Below are 13225 nucleotides of genomic sequence, written 5' to 3'. Positions count from 1 at the left end.
GTGGTGGCGGAGTTTGACACCGGGCAAATCATTTGTACCGCAGTTGCTACTGGCAGAACGCACGACTTTAAGCTGCTCAAGCGCAGTCGTTTATATGAAATCCGGGTGTAAACTTACTGCATAAAGTTAGCCTAGAAAGTCCTATGCCCAAACGCCTAACCCTTGAGCCTCATCTCAGTTGTGAAGAATTGGAGGAGCGGTATCGTCAAGCGAAAGAGGGGATCGAACGTAGTCAGTACCAAATTCTGTGGCTACTGGCGAAGGACAAGCGGACGGCAGAGGTGCGCGAGGTGACAGGGTATTCGTTGCGCTGGATACGGGTGATAGCCAATCGCTACAATCGAAAGGGAGAAGCAAGTGTGGGGGATGGTCGGCAGCACAATTGTGGAGCCGAACCTTTACTCGATGAAGTTCAACAAGCCCAACTCCTGCAAGCGATTGCAACGCCTACGACTGAAAACGGCTTGTGGAATGGACGCAAGGTTGCCGATTGGATGAGTCGAGTGCTCGAGCGTCCAGTGTCGCCTCAGCGAGGGTGGGAATACCTCAAGCAGATGGAGTTTCGCCTGCGAGTGCCGCGCCCTGAGCATCAGCAGCAAGACCCGCAAGAACAGGAAGCCTGGAAAAAAAACTGCCCGTGCGAGTAGAGCAGTTGCGTCAGCAGTATCCTCAGGCAGAGATTCAACTCTGGGCAATGGATGAACATCGAATCGGTCTCAAGCCCGTGCTGCGGCGCATCTGGGTGCCTTGGTGGGAAAACCCAATTGCTAAAGTGCAGTGGCGTTATGAGTGGGTCTGGGTCTACGGTTTTGTTCATCCTGCCTCCGGCGAGACGTACTGGTGGATCATGCCCAAAGTCAACATCGACTTGTTCAATCGAGTCTTAGCAGATTTTGCTCAGCATTTTGGATTGGGTCAGCACAAACATGTTTTATTGAGCGTTGACCAAGCGGGTTGGCACACGAGTGACAAGGTAGTATTACCCGAAGGTTTGCACCTGGAATTTCTCCCCCCCTATTCACCTGAGTTACAGCCCGCAGAACGCCTGTGGTCAATTTTGGATGAACCGATTGTAAATCGTATCTTTGAGAAGATTGAAGACCTTGAACAAGTACTCTGTGACCGCTGCTGTGCACTGCTTAAACAGCACGAATTTATTCGAGGTCTGACTCATTTTCACTGGTGGCAGGAAGCTAATGCTTAACGATAACTACTTAGCCGGATTTCATATTACCGTTTGTCTGCTCGCAATTGTGTTTAGCTGACCGAGGCTACCAAGGCTTTGCTAAACTTCACGCTGGCGCTTGTACTCCGACCAAAAAACCTCGCAAACAACCGCTGTCACAAGACGAAAAGCAGCATAACCGAGCTTTAGCACGACTGCGGGTGCGAGTTGAACATGTGATTCGCCGCTTCAAGATCTTCCGCATCTTTTCAGGACGTTATCGTAATCGTAGAAAGCGGTTTGGCTTACGCTTAAATCTGATCGCTGGCTTGTTGAACTGCGAATTGGCACATGCCTCATGATTTATGCAGGAGGTCTATTGCTCAGTGTTGCAACTCAGTACAGTCTGAGAACTTGGATTGAGTATGGCTTCAAGCAAGTTAAGCATCAACTGGGCTGGCACGATTATCGCTTAACCGACTACAACAGCATTGAACGCTGGGGGGAAATCGTGTTTAGTGCCTATTTGCTTGTCAGCATCCACGCCGATGCATTCAGGCAGAAACTGCAAAGTCACACGAATAAAACACCTCAGGCAACAGCAACGCCAGTGCCGTTTACTCAGCATCCGCACTGGGAACTTGGAACAACTTGGAAGAGTGCGTTGAACAATCTACGACCCTATTGGTGTTGGGGATGGTTAGAAGTCTGGTTACAGGTATTTCCGATGCCGGGACTCAAGCGTGCACTTCATCAATTGATGGACTGGATGAATACGTTCCGAATAGCTCTAATCCCTCTCCCGCAAGCGGCTTGACCGTCCTCACCTTAAACTCTCTCGCTAAAGTAACAAATGAGGGATGAAACCGTCCGTTGTCCACTTGAAGAATGTTGAGGCTATGGGGATAAGCTTGAGAAAACTCATCCAGGAACCATTGGTAGCACACTGTATCCACGTGAGAGAATTGCAGAAAGAAGGACTCTCCTGTTGCCGACTCCACTGCACCGTATAGCCAGAATGCTTTGAACAACCATTGCCACTGCCCAATCGGTTTGACCCCACAAGCCGTTATCAACCGTCCGATGAAGGTATGCAGTCCAAACCGGATCTCATCCTGAGCAAAGTAGCGAATGGGGCGCTCATGTTGCCCCACCCGGTGAGTGTACTGGCTCAGCAGGTTCAGGGCATCTGCAATGGTTTGCTTAAAAGCCTCTCGCTGCACACTGTCCTGCTTGCAGTTCTGAGGACGGGCAACCTTGAGTTTCGCTTTGAGTCGGTAGCGGGTCATCTGGTAGACCGCATGATACTCTGCCTCTATCCCCAGCGTTTCGGCCAACCACTGCTGCACTTTTCCATAACTGCTGAAGCCGTGATTGAGTTCTTGCAACCGCCTGCCTAAAGCCGTCTCTGCCCATTGAGGAATGACTCGTACGCCCCCTGGCGATTTCTTGATTTTGAACATCCCTTCCACCCCACCCTCTCGGTAGTTGGATAGCCATGTTTGCACCGTGTTTCGATGTTTCCCAACACCCTTAGCAATGGCACTGATGCTGGGTGCCGGGTCTTGTTTGAGCCAGTAAAGCACTTGTAATCGTTCTTTGGCACTTGGCGTTTCAGCTTGACGCAACTGTTCGCTCAACTCGCTCAAACCTTCCTTCACATCAATTGACGTGACACCAACTATTAGTAAACCTACTAAACGACTTTTCTCAGTCTGCCCCTTTTGCCTTGTATTCAACTTAAATTGGTATGAGTTCTTGAGCAGGGTTGACTTTAAAGGAACGCTGGTGAGAATAAGCTATAGCGCATCTAAAGCTGGTAGCACAGGTGTCGAGTTCTACATTATTTGGGTTTTTCCCAAGTTTTGAGAACTGATGGCGAATACTGCTTAGCATCTGAAAGCCTTGAAGACTCGTCCGGTAATGTTTCAAACTTGTTGCTATTGATAACAAAGATTACTCTGATAGAGGACTCAAAGATTGCGGAGACTCAAGCATGGTTCTAGAGCCGATTCACTGCCCTCAATGTGATGGAGTCGAAGTGATCAAACACGGCACCACTCCAGATGGCAAACAGCGCTACTTTTGTCAAAACTCCCAGTGCCATCGGCGCACTTTTATTTTGCAATACAAACATCCGGGATATGTGCGTGAAGTCAAGCAGCAAATTAGCGATATGGCGATGAATGGGAGTGGCATCTGAGATACGGCCCGTGTGCTTCACATTAGCCCGACTACCGTGACTAAGGAGTTAAAAAAAAGGAGTGTCAACTCAAAGCGGTGAATGCAGCTAAACTCGCTGAACTAGAACCTACTCAAAACATCGTCAAGCTCTGCCAGTGGGAGGATACAGAAGCAGAAGCCGATGAAATGTGGAGTTTTGTTGAGTCTAAAGCACAACAACGATGGCTGTGGCACGCCATTGACCATGCGAGTGGCACCGTATTGGCTTATGTCTTAGCATCGCATCAAGATGAGGCATTTATCCAGCTGAAAATCTTGTTAGAACCATTCGGGATTATGCAGTTTTACACCGATGGTTGGGGAGCTTATGAAAGACACCTCGATCCAACTCTTCACACGGTGGGTAAACGTAATACTCAGAAGATTGAGCGCAAGCATTTAACTTTACGCACTCGCATTAAACGACTGACTCGCAAAACCATTTGCTTTTCCAAGTCCGTTGTGATGCATGACATTGTGATTGGACTGTTCCTTAACCGTTATGAGTTTGGCTTACCTATCTAACCTGAAACAACAACTCTAGAACACGACCGCGGCAAATACGGCTCAACCCGACACCCATGACTATTCCGAAGCCCAGACTCGCGACTACTTCATTGACCTCTTACTTAAAGAAGCAGGCTGGTCACTGGATCAATCCAAAGACCGTGAATTCCCTGTGCAGGGGATGCCGACCGCATAGGGCAAAGGCTTTGTCGATTATGTCCTCTGGGGTGATGATGGCAAACCGCTAGCATTGGTCGAAGCCAAACGCACCCGCCGCGACCCCCAGGTCGGGCAACAACAGGCAAAACTCTACGCCGACTGCCTAGAGCAGCAGTTTGGTCAGCGCCCAATCATCTTCTACACCAACGGCTACCAGCATTGGCTATGGAATGATGCCAGCTATCCTCCCCGTCTAATGCAGGGCTTTTTCAAAAAGCCAGAATTGGATCTGATGATTCAGCGCTGCACCACCCGTAGATCGCTCCTGACTACAGATATCAACGACACGATCGTCGAACGGTATTACCAAACCCGTGCGGTTCGGCGAATTAGCGAAGAGTTCGAGCGCCACAATGAGCGGAAAGCCCTGCTTGTGATGGCAATAGGCGCAGGCAAAACCCGCACCGTGATCGCTCTCTGCGACTTGCTCATGCGTTGCAACTGGGTCAAGCGAGTCTTGTTTCTCGCCGATCGCGTTGCGCTAGTAAATCAAGCCGCGAATGTTTTCAAAAAACAACTGCCCGCCTCCAGTCCAGTCAATCTCGTGACCGAAAAGAACACAGAAGGACGAGTCTACGTCTCCACCTATCCCACCATGATGGGGTTGATTAATGAAGTCGGCAATGGGCAACGTAAATTTGGTGTCGGTCACTTTGATCTGATTGTGATCGATGAAGCGCATCGCTCGGTCTATCAAAAATATCGCGCCATCTTTGAGTATTTTGATTCTCTCCTGGTGGGGCTGACTGCTACGCCTAAGGACGAAATCGATCGCAACACCTACAGTCTTTTTAATCTGGAAGCTGGCGTACCCACCGACCTTTACGAATTAGAAGATGCCATCAATGATGGGTTTCTGGTTCGACCCAAGTCGGTTTCGGTGCCGCTTAAGTTTCAGCGCGAGGGCATCAAATACAATAGAACTCTTGCGTGAATCAAGAAGAGAGCGAAAGTTCACAGTTGATGATCGCCGCAATCAGGTTGAAGCGCAACCCGAAGCGCTTGCGTCGATTTCGATACCGTTCAGCGAGAATCCGAAAAATCTTGAGCTTCCGATTCACATGCTCAGCGACCACTCGTAATCGGGCTAGAGTGCGGTTGTGCTGCCGCTCAGCTTTGCTCAATTTGCCTTTACGGGGCTTTTTGGTTGGAGTGCAACTACAGGGATGTAGCTTTGCCATACCCTGATAGCCTCTGTCCGCTAAACACAACTGCTCCGGCAGCATCGGCAGGCGATGGAGCTTGAACAAGCGAAAGTCATGGACTCGCCCTTTGCCAAAGGCTGTGCAGATAATCTGTCCAGTCGCTTGATTGACTACCACTTGAGCTTTTAGGGTATGCCGCTTTTTCTTGCCGCTGTAGTAGCCTCGCTGTTTTTTTGGGGACGCTCAATGGGGCTTTCAGTCACATCCACTGCCACTACGCTCCAAGTACTGGCATTCTGGTAGAGTTGCTTTTTGCCGGGTAGCCGAAACTGGTCTGAATTGGTCAATATAGCGTTTCCGGCTCCCGTGAGGTGCAAACTAGAGCCTCAAATCCCTTCCCCGCTTTGTCCCAACTGCACCTCATCCGACAGAGAACCGCTATAATCCTTCCACCTTTTGAATCAATCGACATACGGCTGACTCGCTCATCCCCCACGTGGTGGCGATATGAAACTGTGTCCGGTATTCTCGCCAGTATTCAAGTACGACCAACAATTGGTCTTCTACGCTTAATTTGCACTGTCCACCCCGTTTTCCCCTGCGGTCAAGATCGGGACGCAATATTGCTACCATCTGCTCAAACGTTTCAAGGTGAACCCCACATCGACGTTTGAAAGCTCCGGGTTTAAGTTGGCTAAGTTGCTCGTAGGTCATAATATCCTCCTCCTTGACCTAGTTCTAGCTGCTTACATACATTCACGCAAGAGGTCTAGTTATCTGTCCGAGGATGAGAAAGAGCAGTGGGACGAACTGGATTGGGACGAAGACGGCAATGTCCCCGATCGGGTAGAAGCGGCGGCTGTGAATCAGTGGTTGTTTAACGAAGATACTGTGGATAAGGTGCTGGCTCACCTGATGACACGGGGGCTAAAAGTGGCAGGGCGCGATCTCCTGGGTAAGAACATCATCTTCGCCAAAAACAACGACCATGCAAAATATATTTATGAGCGTTTCAATGCTAACTACCCTCACTACAACGGCGACTTTGCCCGCATCATCACCCACAAAGTTGAATACGCTCAAAACCTGATCGACTCCTTTTCCCATCCTGACAAAGCACCTCACATTGCCATTTCCGTCGATATGCTCGATACCGGCATCAAGTGCCCCAGGCAACTCCCTCAGCAAGCGACTATTCACTGCGCGCTTAGAGCTATTGATTGAACTGGACAAACGAGTCAAGGTTAGGGTGGTCGCAGAACAGGCTGGTATGTATGGTGCAGAGACTCTTGAACCAGCGACAGAAGTCGAAGTCCGGCAAGCGATCACCACACGTCTACAAACCGAAGTGGCTGCCATGAACCTGAATAACTTCATCATCTAAAGCTTTTAGATTGACCTCAAGGTATCCCTCACCTTCGTCTGTCAGGCACCATTCGCCTTGTTCGTTCTTGGCAAACAAGTAAGGCGGCTGGCGGTTTTTGTATTTGACAGTCTCTGCGTCAGGATAGGTGTGAATCTGAAGCATCACCCAGATTTGATTACTGAGCTTTTGAGTTTTAGTGAGTGTCCAGTACTATTGAACCCATCAAAGAATCACGCCGTAGGTGATGCCGAGTTGCTTCAGCCATTTGCGATAGGCAAGAGAACCGCGATCGCAGGGCACATGAAACTCGGTCTGAAGATTCAGCGGCAAGCGTTTGGGGTTGTGAGATTCTAGATTGCCGAGGTCTTGGGCAAAGACCTTATCTTGAAAGGCGATCGCTGCTGATTCCTGACTGGCATCAATAAAATTTGCGCCGACCCACATCCATCCAATGCACTCTTCTTCACTAACCGGAGTAACACAATACAAAATTGTTAGGCACTCACCGGTAGGGGTATCTTTCCGAAAGTAGGCGGTGAGTGGGCGTAAAGCAGAATATTGATAAAGGACGTAAGCACCTTGTCCTGTGCCAATTGGATCAGGCTGCCAAACTCGGACGTTGTGCAAATGAACACCGCGCTCGTCCGTCGAAACTTCATAATCATCCACGGCGGTGATGGCTGGGTCGCCTAATATGTCGGCATGAATGAAGGGAAAGTGTGCCACATCCAAAAAGTTTTCGATCGCCCGATATCCACCCGTTTGGCAAAAATGTGGTCCTGAAAAAAAGTTGAGATAACCCGGTGCGTTCCACTCAGGAAACGGTGAAATGTCGTTTGCAGGCTTTCCCAAACACACAAACACCAATCCATAGCGCTCTTGAACTTGAAACGTGCGAACACAAGCCTGCTTGGGCGGCACATAGTTTGGATGGGCAGGCACTTTGATACAATGCCCTGCTGTGTCGTATACCATCCCGTGGTAGGGACACACTAGAGTATTACCGACTACTAAACCGTTCGAGAGCTTAACACTTCGATGGGGACAGCGATCTTCCCACGTAAAAATTTGTTGATCGTGTCCGCGCCATAGGACTAAATCCATTCCTAGCAAACGGACGCTATGACAGGTTCCGGGCGCTAGTTCGTCTACTTTTGCCACTACATGCCAGTCGTTTAATAAAACTGGATCGGTAGAAGTGCTGTTTGCGACTCCCGTGGATGTGCTTTGCGGAGTCGCGACTGTAGGGGAAAACGAGTTTAGTTGAACCATTGAGCAGTCCTTTCTCCAGACTTTTTGAAGTTCATTAGTGCGTTAAGCGCAACCGAAACGAACTTTACATCTATCCCTTTTTAGGCGGCGGAATTGTAACATCGATTGCCGTCACCTTAGTATTTGCGCTTAAAGCAGATAGGGGCGGCTGTATTTGAGCGGAACTTCCAACAACTAAAGTCACTAACTTTTCAGGTTTGAGATAAGTCTGAGCCACTCGCTGCACATCTGCTACGGTCGTAGCTTCAACTCCTTGACGATATTGAAAAATAAAATCTTTGGGGTAGCCAAAATATTCATACCGGAGTAGGCGTGCGAGAGTCTGCCCAGGATCTTGAAAGTTAAATATAAACGAGTTGAGGACCGTGTCTTTCGCGTAGGCAAGCTCTGTTGTTGTAACGGGTTGTGTGCGGATTTTATCAATTTCTGCAAATATGCTTTGGATGAACGGCACCGTGGCATCGGAGCGAGTTTGTCCACCGGCAACAAATGTTCCAGGATAATCATAGTTGGGTCGCCAAGCAGCGTAGACTGTGTATGCCAAGCCCTGACGTGATCGCACCTGATTAAACAACCGTCCGCCAAAGCCATTCAACACGCCGTTCATCACTGAAAGCGCCGCATAATCAGGACTGTTGATCTGCCCGCCCAAATGCCCAATTTGCACACTGCTTTGAGTCAGTTGAGGTTGATCCACCAAAAATACTCCGCCCTGATTTGCCTGGGATGCCGACGGGATGGCATCGGTTGGCTGCGCTGTCGCCGATTGTGTTGCAGTCGGCTTCCAGTCGCCAAATTTTGCTTCGATCAGCGAGCGCATTTTGACTGGATTAAAATCCCCCACAATTCCTAACAGGATGTTTTTTGGCAAGAAATACTGTTGATAGAAGCGGACTAAATCTTCCCGAGCAATGCCATCTAGCGTGGCGTATTCCACCGTGCGCGCATAGGGACTGGTGCTGCCGTAGAGTAGTTTTTCAAACTCTCGCCCTGCAATGCCACCGGGGGTATCGTTCCGCCGAGCGATCGCGCCCCGTTGTTGAGTTTTCGCCAGATTTAGCTTGGCTTCAGGAAAAGATGGATTGCGAACGACTTCAGCAAACAGCCCAAACACCGTCTCCAAATCTTCTGTTAAAGCACTAAATCCTGCACTCCCCGACGAATCGCTCATCCCCGTTTCTACGGAGGCCGCTCGACGTTCCAAAAATCGGTTCAGGTCATCTCCCGATTGGGTCGCAGTACCGCCCGTTCGCATTACAGTTGCCATCAAATCCGCCAAGCCCACTTGATCGACAGGTTCTAGGCGATCGCCCGTCCGAATGATTGCCGTGCCACCCACCAGCGGTAGCTCATGATCTTCCATTAGATAGATCACCATGCCGTTCGCAAGCTGAAATCGCTCATAGGGCGGCACCTTCAACTCCGGCAGGGGTGGAAAAGTTAGCTCGGTATAGTGTTTTGGCGTAGCGGCTTGCACTGGCAGCATCGTGGTCAACAGCAGTAAAATCAGCGGCACCAAAACCAGCGAAAATCCCACTGTCAATACCTTTACAAGTTTTCGCCGCCGTTGGGGTTGCTGTTCTAGCGATCGCATGTCGATGATTCCTTCTTCTACTTGTTTAGAGCTTAGCGCGATCTGCAAGCGAACAGAGCCATTATTATTAATCCCGACAAATTTAGTCGGGTATGTTTGACCTGTTTCAGTGCGAGTGTTACTATCCAAAACAATTAAGAAATAGTTTTATAAAAATCGTTAACGCTCCCGCACAACCACACACCAGGCATTCCACCCATGACTCAGGCAACCGCTCGTCCAATCGCCGTTCAACCCCAATCTTCCGCCACCTTCCGAGCTTTGAAATGTAAGGAATGTAGCGCTGAGTATGAACTCAAAGCAATGCACGTCTGCGAATATTGCTTTGGTCCTTTGGAAGTTGCCTATGATTATGATCAGCTTCGCCGCACCGTCACTCGTGAAACGATCGCTGCTGGTCCCAATTCAATTTGGCGCTACCGTTCATTTTTGCCCGTAGAAACCAATACTCCGATTGATGTAGGCACTGGGATGACTCCCTTAGTGCAGGCAAAACGGTTGGCGCGGCGCTTAGGTCTGAAAAACCTATACATCAAAAATGATGCGGTCAACATGCCCACCCTTAGCTTTAAGGATCGGGTGGTATCTGTAGCCTTGACTCGCGCCCAAGAATTGGGATTTTCGACAGTGTCTTGCGCCAGTACAGGTAATTTGGCAAACTCTACCGCCGCGATCGCGGCTCATGCTGGGTTAGATTGCTGTGTCTTCATTCCGGCTGATTTGGAAGCCGCCAAGATCATGGGCACCTTAATCTATAACCCCACTGTGATGGCAGTTAAAGGCAACTATGACCAGGTGAATCGCCTGTGTTCCGAAGTCGCAAACACTCACGGCTGGGGCTTTGTCAACATCAATCTGCGTCCCTACTATTCCGAAGGTTCCAAAACTTTGGGCTTCGAGGTGGCAGAACAACTAGGCTGGCAATTGCCCGATCACATCGTTGCACCGCTAGCATCGGGTTCCTTGTTCACTAAGATTTACAAGGGTTTCCGCGAATTTGTCGAAGTGGGTTTGGTAGAAGATAAGCCTGTTCGCTTTAGTGGTGCTCAAGCGGAAGGTTGCTCCCCGATCGCTCAGGCATTTCGGGAAGAGCGAGACTTTGTTACCCCAGTGAAGCCCAGCACGATCGCCAAATCTCTAGCGATCGGCAACCCAGCGGATGGAGTATACGCGATCGACATCGCCCGCAAAACGAATGGCAACATCGAATCGGTAACCGATGCCGAAATCATTGATGGCATCAAGCTGTTGGCAGAAACCGAAGGCATTTTCACCGAAACCGCAGGCGGCACGACGATTGCCGTTTTGCAAAAGCTAGTAGAAGCAGGCAAAATCAATCCTGATGAAACCACGGTTGTCTACATCACTGGAAATGGGCTGAAAACGCAAGAAGCAATTCAGGGATATATTGGTGAACCTCTAACGATCGAACCAAAGCTCGACAGCTTTGAACGGGCGCTAGAACGTGCCCAAACACTAGGTCGATTAGAGTGGCAGCAGGTTTCAGTTTGATTCGCAGTTCGTTGCAATGCAAAGACTGCCCTCACCAGCCTTCTTCTACCGGAGAGGAGACTAGAACGCTTAACCTCTTTCCCTTGAGGAGAAGGCTGAGATAAGGGCGAATTAGTTCCATGTCGATTCAATTCATTATTTCCACATCCACTAGTTGATTAATTTCTTATGGCTATCAAAGTTCTCATTCCCACTCCTTTGCAAAAATTAACTCACGACAAACCCACTGTTGAATGCAGTGGCTCTACCGTCGTTGAACTGCTGGAGTCATTGGAAAGTAATTGTCCTGGAATCAAAGGTCGTCTGTGCGATGATCAAGGCGAACTGCGCCGCTTCGTCAATTTCTATGTGAATAGCGAAGATATCCGCTTTTTGGATGGAATCAACACTGCGTTAAACGATGGCGATGAAGTCAGCATTATTCCTGCGATCGCAGGCGGTTAATAACTGCTGGTCTGTTGTAATCAGATTTTCTATGGAACTGCTTGCATCGTCTAGACAGAAACTCATTTGTGGATCTTGACTCAAATATTTTTGAGCGATCGCCATTAACGCACCATCATTTTCGACCGCAACACTCGTTGCGGTTAACTTATGCCGCTCAAAAAATAGGCAGTTGAAACTCTAGTTCCGACACAACTACTCTACAAAACCGTTTCAGACAGCTTCAAAATTTGAGAAATACACTGGCGCATCATCGTGAGCTTACCGATGTAACCATAAAAAATGGCTATGCAATCCTTACCTATCTTGCACTCATCCTAGCTCTTTAGCTTTTGCCGTCCTAGAGTATTGCGTTCCCAAAATACGCTATCTGCATAGCCCTGAATAGTTTTATCCAATTCTGCTAATTCCAGACGTTTCTCTGCCAACAGACAGTAGTCTTCGTTGAAATCGATGCCGAGATAGCGGCGACCAAGTTTTTTTGCAACAACAGATGTAGTGCCGCTGCCTAAAAACGGATCGAGAACGGTATCCCCAACGCTTGTGCTGGCAAGAATGAGGCGGGCAAGCAGCTTTTCACTTTTTTGAGTGGGATGATCCGTATTTTCGGGCATCGACCAAAAGGGAATGGTGATATCGGTCCACAAGTTAGAGGGATGAGTATCGCGGAAGTTGCCATCGGGGGTTTCTTGCCAGTCTTTGGGCAATCCGTTTTGGCGATAGGGGGCAAGCACTTTACGTCGCAGTTTGACGGCATCCACGTTGAAAGTGTAGGCATCAGACATGGTGCAAAACCAGATGTCTTCGCTGGAATTTTTCCAGTTCGATTTGGCTCCCCGTCCTTTTTCGCGTTCCCAAGTGATACGGTTGCGGACGGTGAAGTGGGCAGCGGCAACCGCAAAGGTGGAGATCGAGGAGAACCAGTCAGCACAAATATAAATGGAAGCCGTGGTTTTGAGTAACGGTTTCAGTGTGGCGATCGCGTCATCAAACCAGAGTGTGTAAGCCTCAATGGTTTGGCGGGTAAATCGATTGCCGTGAAAGTCTTTGGTCAGGTTGTAAGGTGGATCGAGAATCAATAGATCAACAAAGTTTTTGGGCAAAAGCGTTGCCCACGCCAAACAATCACCTAGCAGTGTTCCTTGAAGCGGTTCTTGCCAGCCCGTTACAGGCATTTCTGAGATTAACCGCGATCGCAACCGAGCGCGATCACCTTCAGTCAGTTCTAAAGTACGATTTTTAGGAGCGCGGGAAGTCATGCAGTCCTTTTTTCAAGATACTGCTGCACTTCGGCTAATACCCGTTTGGCTCCATCAAACGTCAGTCGCGCGATCGCGCGATCGTAGCTCAACCAATCGTAGGCTTTAATTTCTTCGGGCTGACAATTGACCGTTGCCGACTGCACAAATGCCGGGTAGTAAACCACGGTTTTGTTGAACTTTTTGCCGTCGCGGGTGTAAGGATATTGCTCTGAAAAAGAGGTGCCATCTAGCAACGTAAAACTCGTGATGCCTGTTTCTTCCTCAAATTCACGGCAGGCTGCCTGTACATCGGTTTCGCCTGCATCTGCGTGACCTTTAGGAAAGCCCCAATGCCCTGCATGGTGCTGAATCAACAAAAATTGATGCTCATCGCCACTTTGCAAAATGGGGACAATGCCAAAGGCTGCGTCTTTAGCGATGTTGAAGTCGTCCATACTGATGTTGCCGCTTTTGAACGATGAGAGTGCTTACAGAAGCGATCGCTCAGGTCTATCTTGCAATTAAACTTGTTGATCA

At 49.1% G+C, this 13225-nt stretch carries 12 protein-coding genes and 4 pseudogenes; 10 read left to right on the top strand and 6 right to left on the bottom strand.

Annotated elements, in window-relative coordinates; genetic code table 11:
- The 4 genes and pseudogenes from JOY44_RS32820 to JOY44_RS32815 all read left to right on the top strand — a co-directional run.
- Complete coding sequence (locus tag JOY44_RS32820) at positions 1 to 111, top strand: hypothetical protein (RefSeq protein ID WP_415881101.1); 111 nt, start codon at positions 1 to 3, stop codon at positions 109 to 111.
- Between the two features lie 32 nt (positions 112 to 143).
- Positions 144 to 1204 (top strand): annotated as a pseudogene (locus JOY44_RS11020) (IS630 family transposase).
- A gap of 47 nt (positions 1205 to 1251) precedes the next feature.
- A complete protein-coding gene (locus JOY44_RS11015; protein ID WP_171573587.1) occupies positions 1252 to 1527 on the top strand; it encodes a transposase family protein in 276 nt (91 codons plus the stop codon).
- Between the two features lie 26 nt (positions 1528 to 1553).
- A pseudogene (locus tag JOY44_RS32815) lies at positions 1554 to 1661 on the top strand (IS701 family transposase); the annotation flags it as partial.
- A 241-nt stretch (positions 1662 to 1902) separates the two neighbouring features.
- Here JOY44_RS32815 and JOY44_RS11005 read toward each other — a convergent pair.
- A complete protein-coding gene (locus tag JOY44_RS11005) occupies positions 1903 to 2826 on the bottom strand; it encodes an IS630 family transposase (protein ID WP_203031966.1) in 924 nt (307 codons plus the stop codon).
- A 335-nt stretch (positions 2827 to 3161) separates the two neighbouring features.
- On the opposite strand from JOY44_RS11005, the pseudogene JOY44_RS32810 reads away from it, so the two are divergent.
- Positions 3162 to 3913 (top strand): annotated as a pseudogene (locus JOY44_RS32810) (IS1 family transposase).
- A gap of 232 nt (positions 3914 to 4145) precedes the next feature.
- Entirely contained in the window at positions 4146 to 5048 is a 903-nt protein-coding gene (locus JOY44_RS10990; RefSeq protein ID WP_197985128.1) for a DEAD/DEAH box helicase family protein, read from the top strand.
- A gap of 1 nt (position 5049) precedes the next feature.
- Here the strand turns inward: JOY44_RS10990 and JOY44_RS10985 are convergent.
- Positions 5050 to 5973: pseudogene (locus tag JOY44_RS10985) on the bottom strand (transposase family protein).
- On the opposite strand from JOY44_RS10985, the gene JOY44_RS10980 reads away from it, so the two are divergent.
- Both JOY44_RS10980 and JOY44_RS10975 read left to right on the top strand, forming a co-directional pair.
- On the top strand, positions 5950 to 6483 hold the full coding sequence (locus JOY44_RS10980; RefSeq protein WP_203031965.1) for a hypothetical protein: 534 nt from the start codon (positions 5950 to 5952) through the stop codon (positions 6481 to 6483). The pseudogene JOY44_RS10985 and the gene JOY44_RS10980 overlap by 24 nt on opposite strands.
- Positions 6476 to 6643, top strand: a complete 168-nt coding sequence (locus tag JOY44_RS10975) for a hypothetical protein (RefSeq protein WP_203031964.1) — start codon at positions 6476 to 6478, stop codon at positions 6641 to 6643. The genes JOY44_RS10980 and JOY44_RS10975 overlap by 8 nt, the downstream gene beginning before the upstream one ends.
- Before the next feature lie 204 nt (positions 6644 to 6847).
- On the opposite strand, the gene JOY44_RS10970 is transcribed toward JOY44_RS10975, so the two are convergent.
- Together JOY44_RS10970 and JOY44_RS10965 are read right to left on the bottom strand one after the other, a co-directional pair.
- On the bottom strand, positions 6848 to 7897 hold the full coding sequence (locus JOY44_RS10970; protein ID WP_171573585.1) for an aromatic ring-hydroxylating oxygenase subunit alpha: 1050 nt from the start codon (positions 7895 to 7897) through the stop codon (positions 6848 to 6850).
- Between the two features lie 70 nt (positions 7898 to 7967).
- Positions 7968 to 9620: a M16 family metallopeptidase gene (locus tag JOY44_RS10965; protein ID WP_197985126.1), complete on the bottom strand. Its 1653-nt coding sequence runs from the start codon at positions 9618 to 9620 to the stop codon at positions 7968 to 7970.
- A gap of 69 nt (positions 9621 to 9689) precedes the next feature.
- On the opposite strand from JOY44_RS10965, the gene thrC reads away from it, so the two are divergent.
- Together thrC and JOY44_RS10955 are read left to right on the top strand one after the other, a co-directional pair.
- Positions 9690 to 11003, top strand: a complete 1314-nt coding sequence (gene thrC, locus JOY44_RS10960) for a threonine synthase (protein ID WP_171573584.1) — start codon at positions 9690 to 9692, stop codon at positions 11001 to 11003.
- Between the two features lie 168 nt (positions 11004 to 11171).
- Positions 11172 to 11447, top strand: a complete 276-nt coding sequence (locus tag JOY44_RS10955) for a MoaD/ThiS family protein (RefSeq protein WP_171573583.1) — start codon at positions 11172 to 11174, stop codon at positions 11445 to 11447.
- A gap of 317 nt (positions 11448 to 11764) precedes the next feature.
- On the opposite strand, the gene JOY44_RS10950 is transcribed toward JOY44_RS10955, so the two are convergent.
- Together JOY44_RS10950 and JOY44_RS10945 are read right to left on the bottom strand one after the other, a co-directional pair.
- On the bottom strand, positions 11765 to 12706 hold the full coding sequence (locus tag JOY44_RS10950) for a DNA-methyltransferase (RefSeq protein ID WP_171573582.1): 942 nt from the start codon (positions 12704 to 12706) through the stop codon (positions 11765 to 11767).
- The gene (locus JOY44_RS10945) at positions 12703 to 13143 is read right to left on the bottom strand and encodes a bis(5'-nucleosyl)-tetraphosphatase (protein ID WP_171573581.1); all 441 of its coding nucleotides are present in this window, start codon (positions 13141 to 13143) and stop codon (positions 12703 to 12705) included. Before JOY44_RS10945 ends, JOY44_RS10950 begins: the two co-directional genes overlap by 4 nt.
- Between the last annotated feature and the right edge of the window lie 82 nt (positions 13144 to 13225).

The sequence above is a fragment of the Leptolyngbya sp. Cla-17 genome (genome assembly GCF_016807185.1).
Taxonomy (GTDB): domain Bacteria; phylum Cyanobacteriota; class Cyanobacteriia; order Leptolyngbyales; family Leptolyngbyaceae; genus ULC077BIN1.
The sequence above is the reverse complement of the archived record's forward strand: the minus strand, read 5'-3'. Positions and strand labels throughout refer to the sequence as shown.

Bases quoted from the DNA above. Each gene is read 5' to 3' on its own strand.
- JOY44_RS10970 (WP_171573585.1), bottom strand. From the start codon at position 7,897: ATGGTTCAACTAAACTCGTTTTCCCCTACAGTCGCGACTCCGCAAAGC.
- JOY44_RS10955 (WP_171573583.1), top strand. From the start codon at position 11,172: ATGGCTATCAAAGTTCTCATTCCCACTCCTTTGCAAAAATTAACTCAC.
- JOY44_RS10945 (WP_171573581.1), bottom strand. From the start codon at position 13,143: ATGGACGACTTCAACATCGCTAAAGACGCAGCCTTTGGCATTGTCCCC.
- thrC (WP_171573584.1), top strand. From the start codon at position 9,690: ATGACTCAGGCAACCGCTCGTCCAATCGCCGTTCAACCCCAATCTTCC.
- JOY44_RS10950 (WP_171573582.1), bottom strand. From the start codon at position 12,706: ATGACTTCCCGCGCTCCTAAAAATCGTACTTTAGAACTGACTGAAGGT.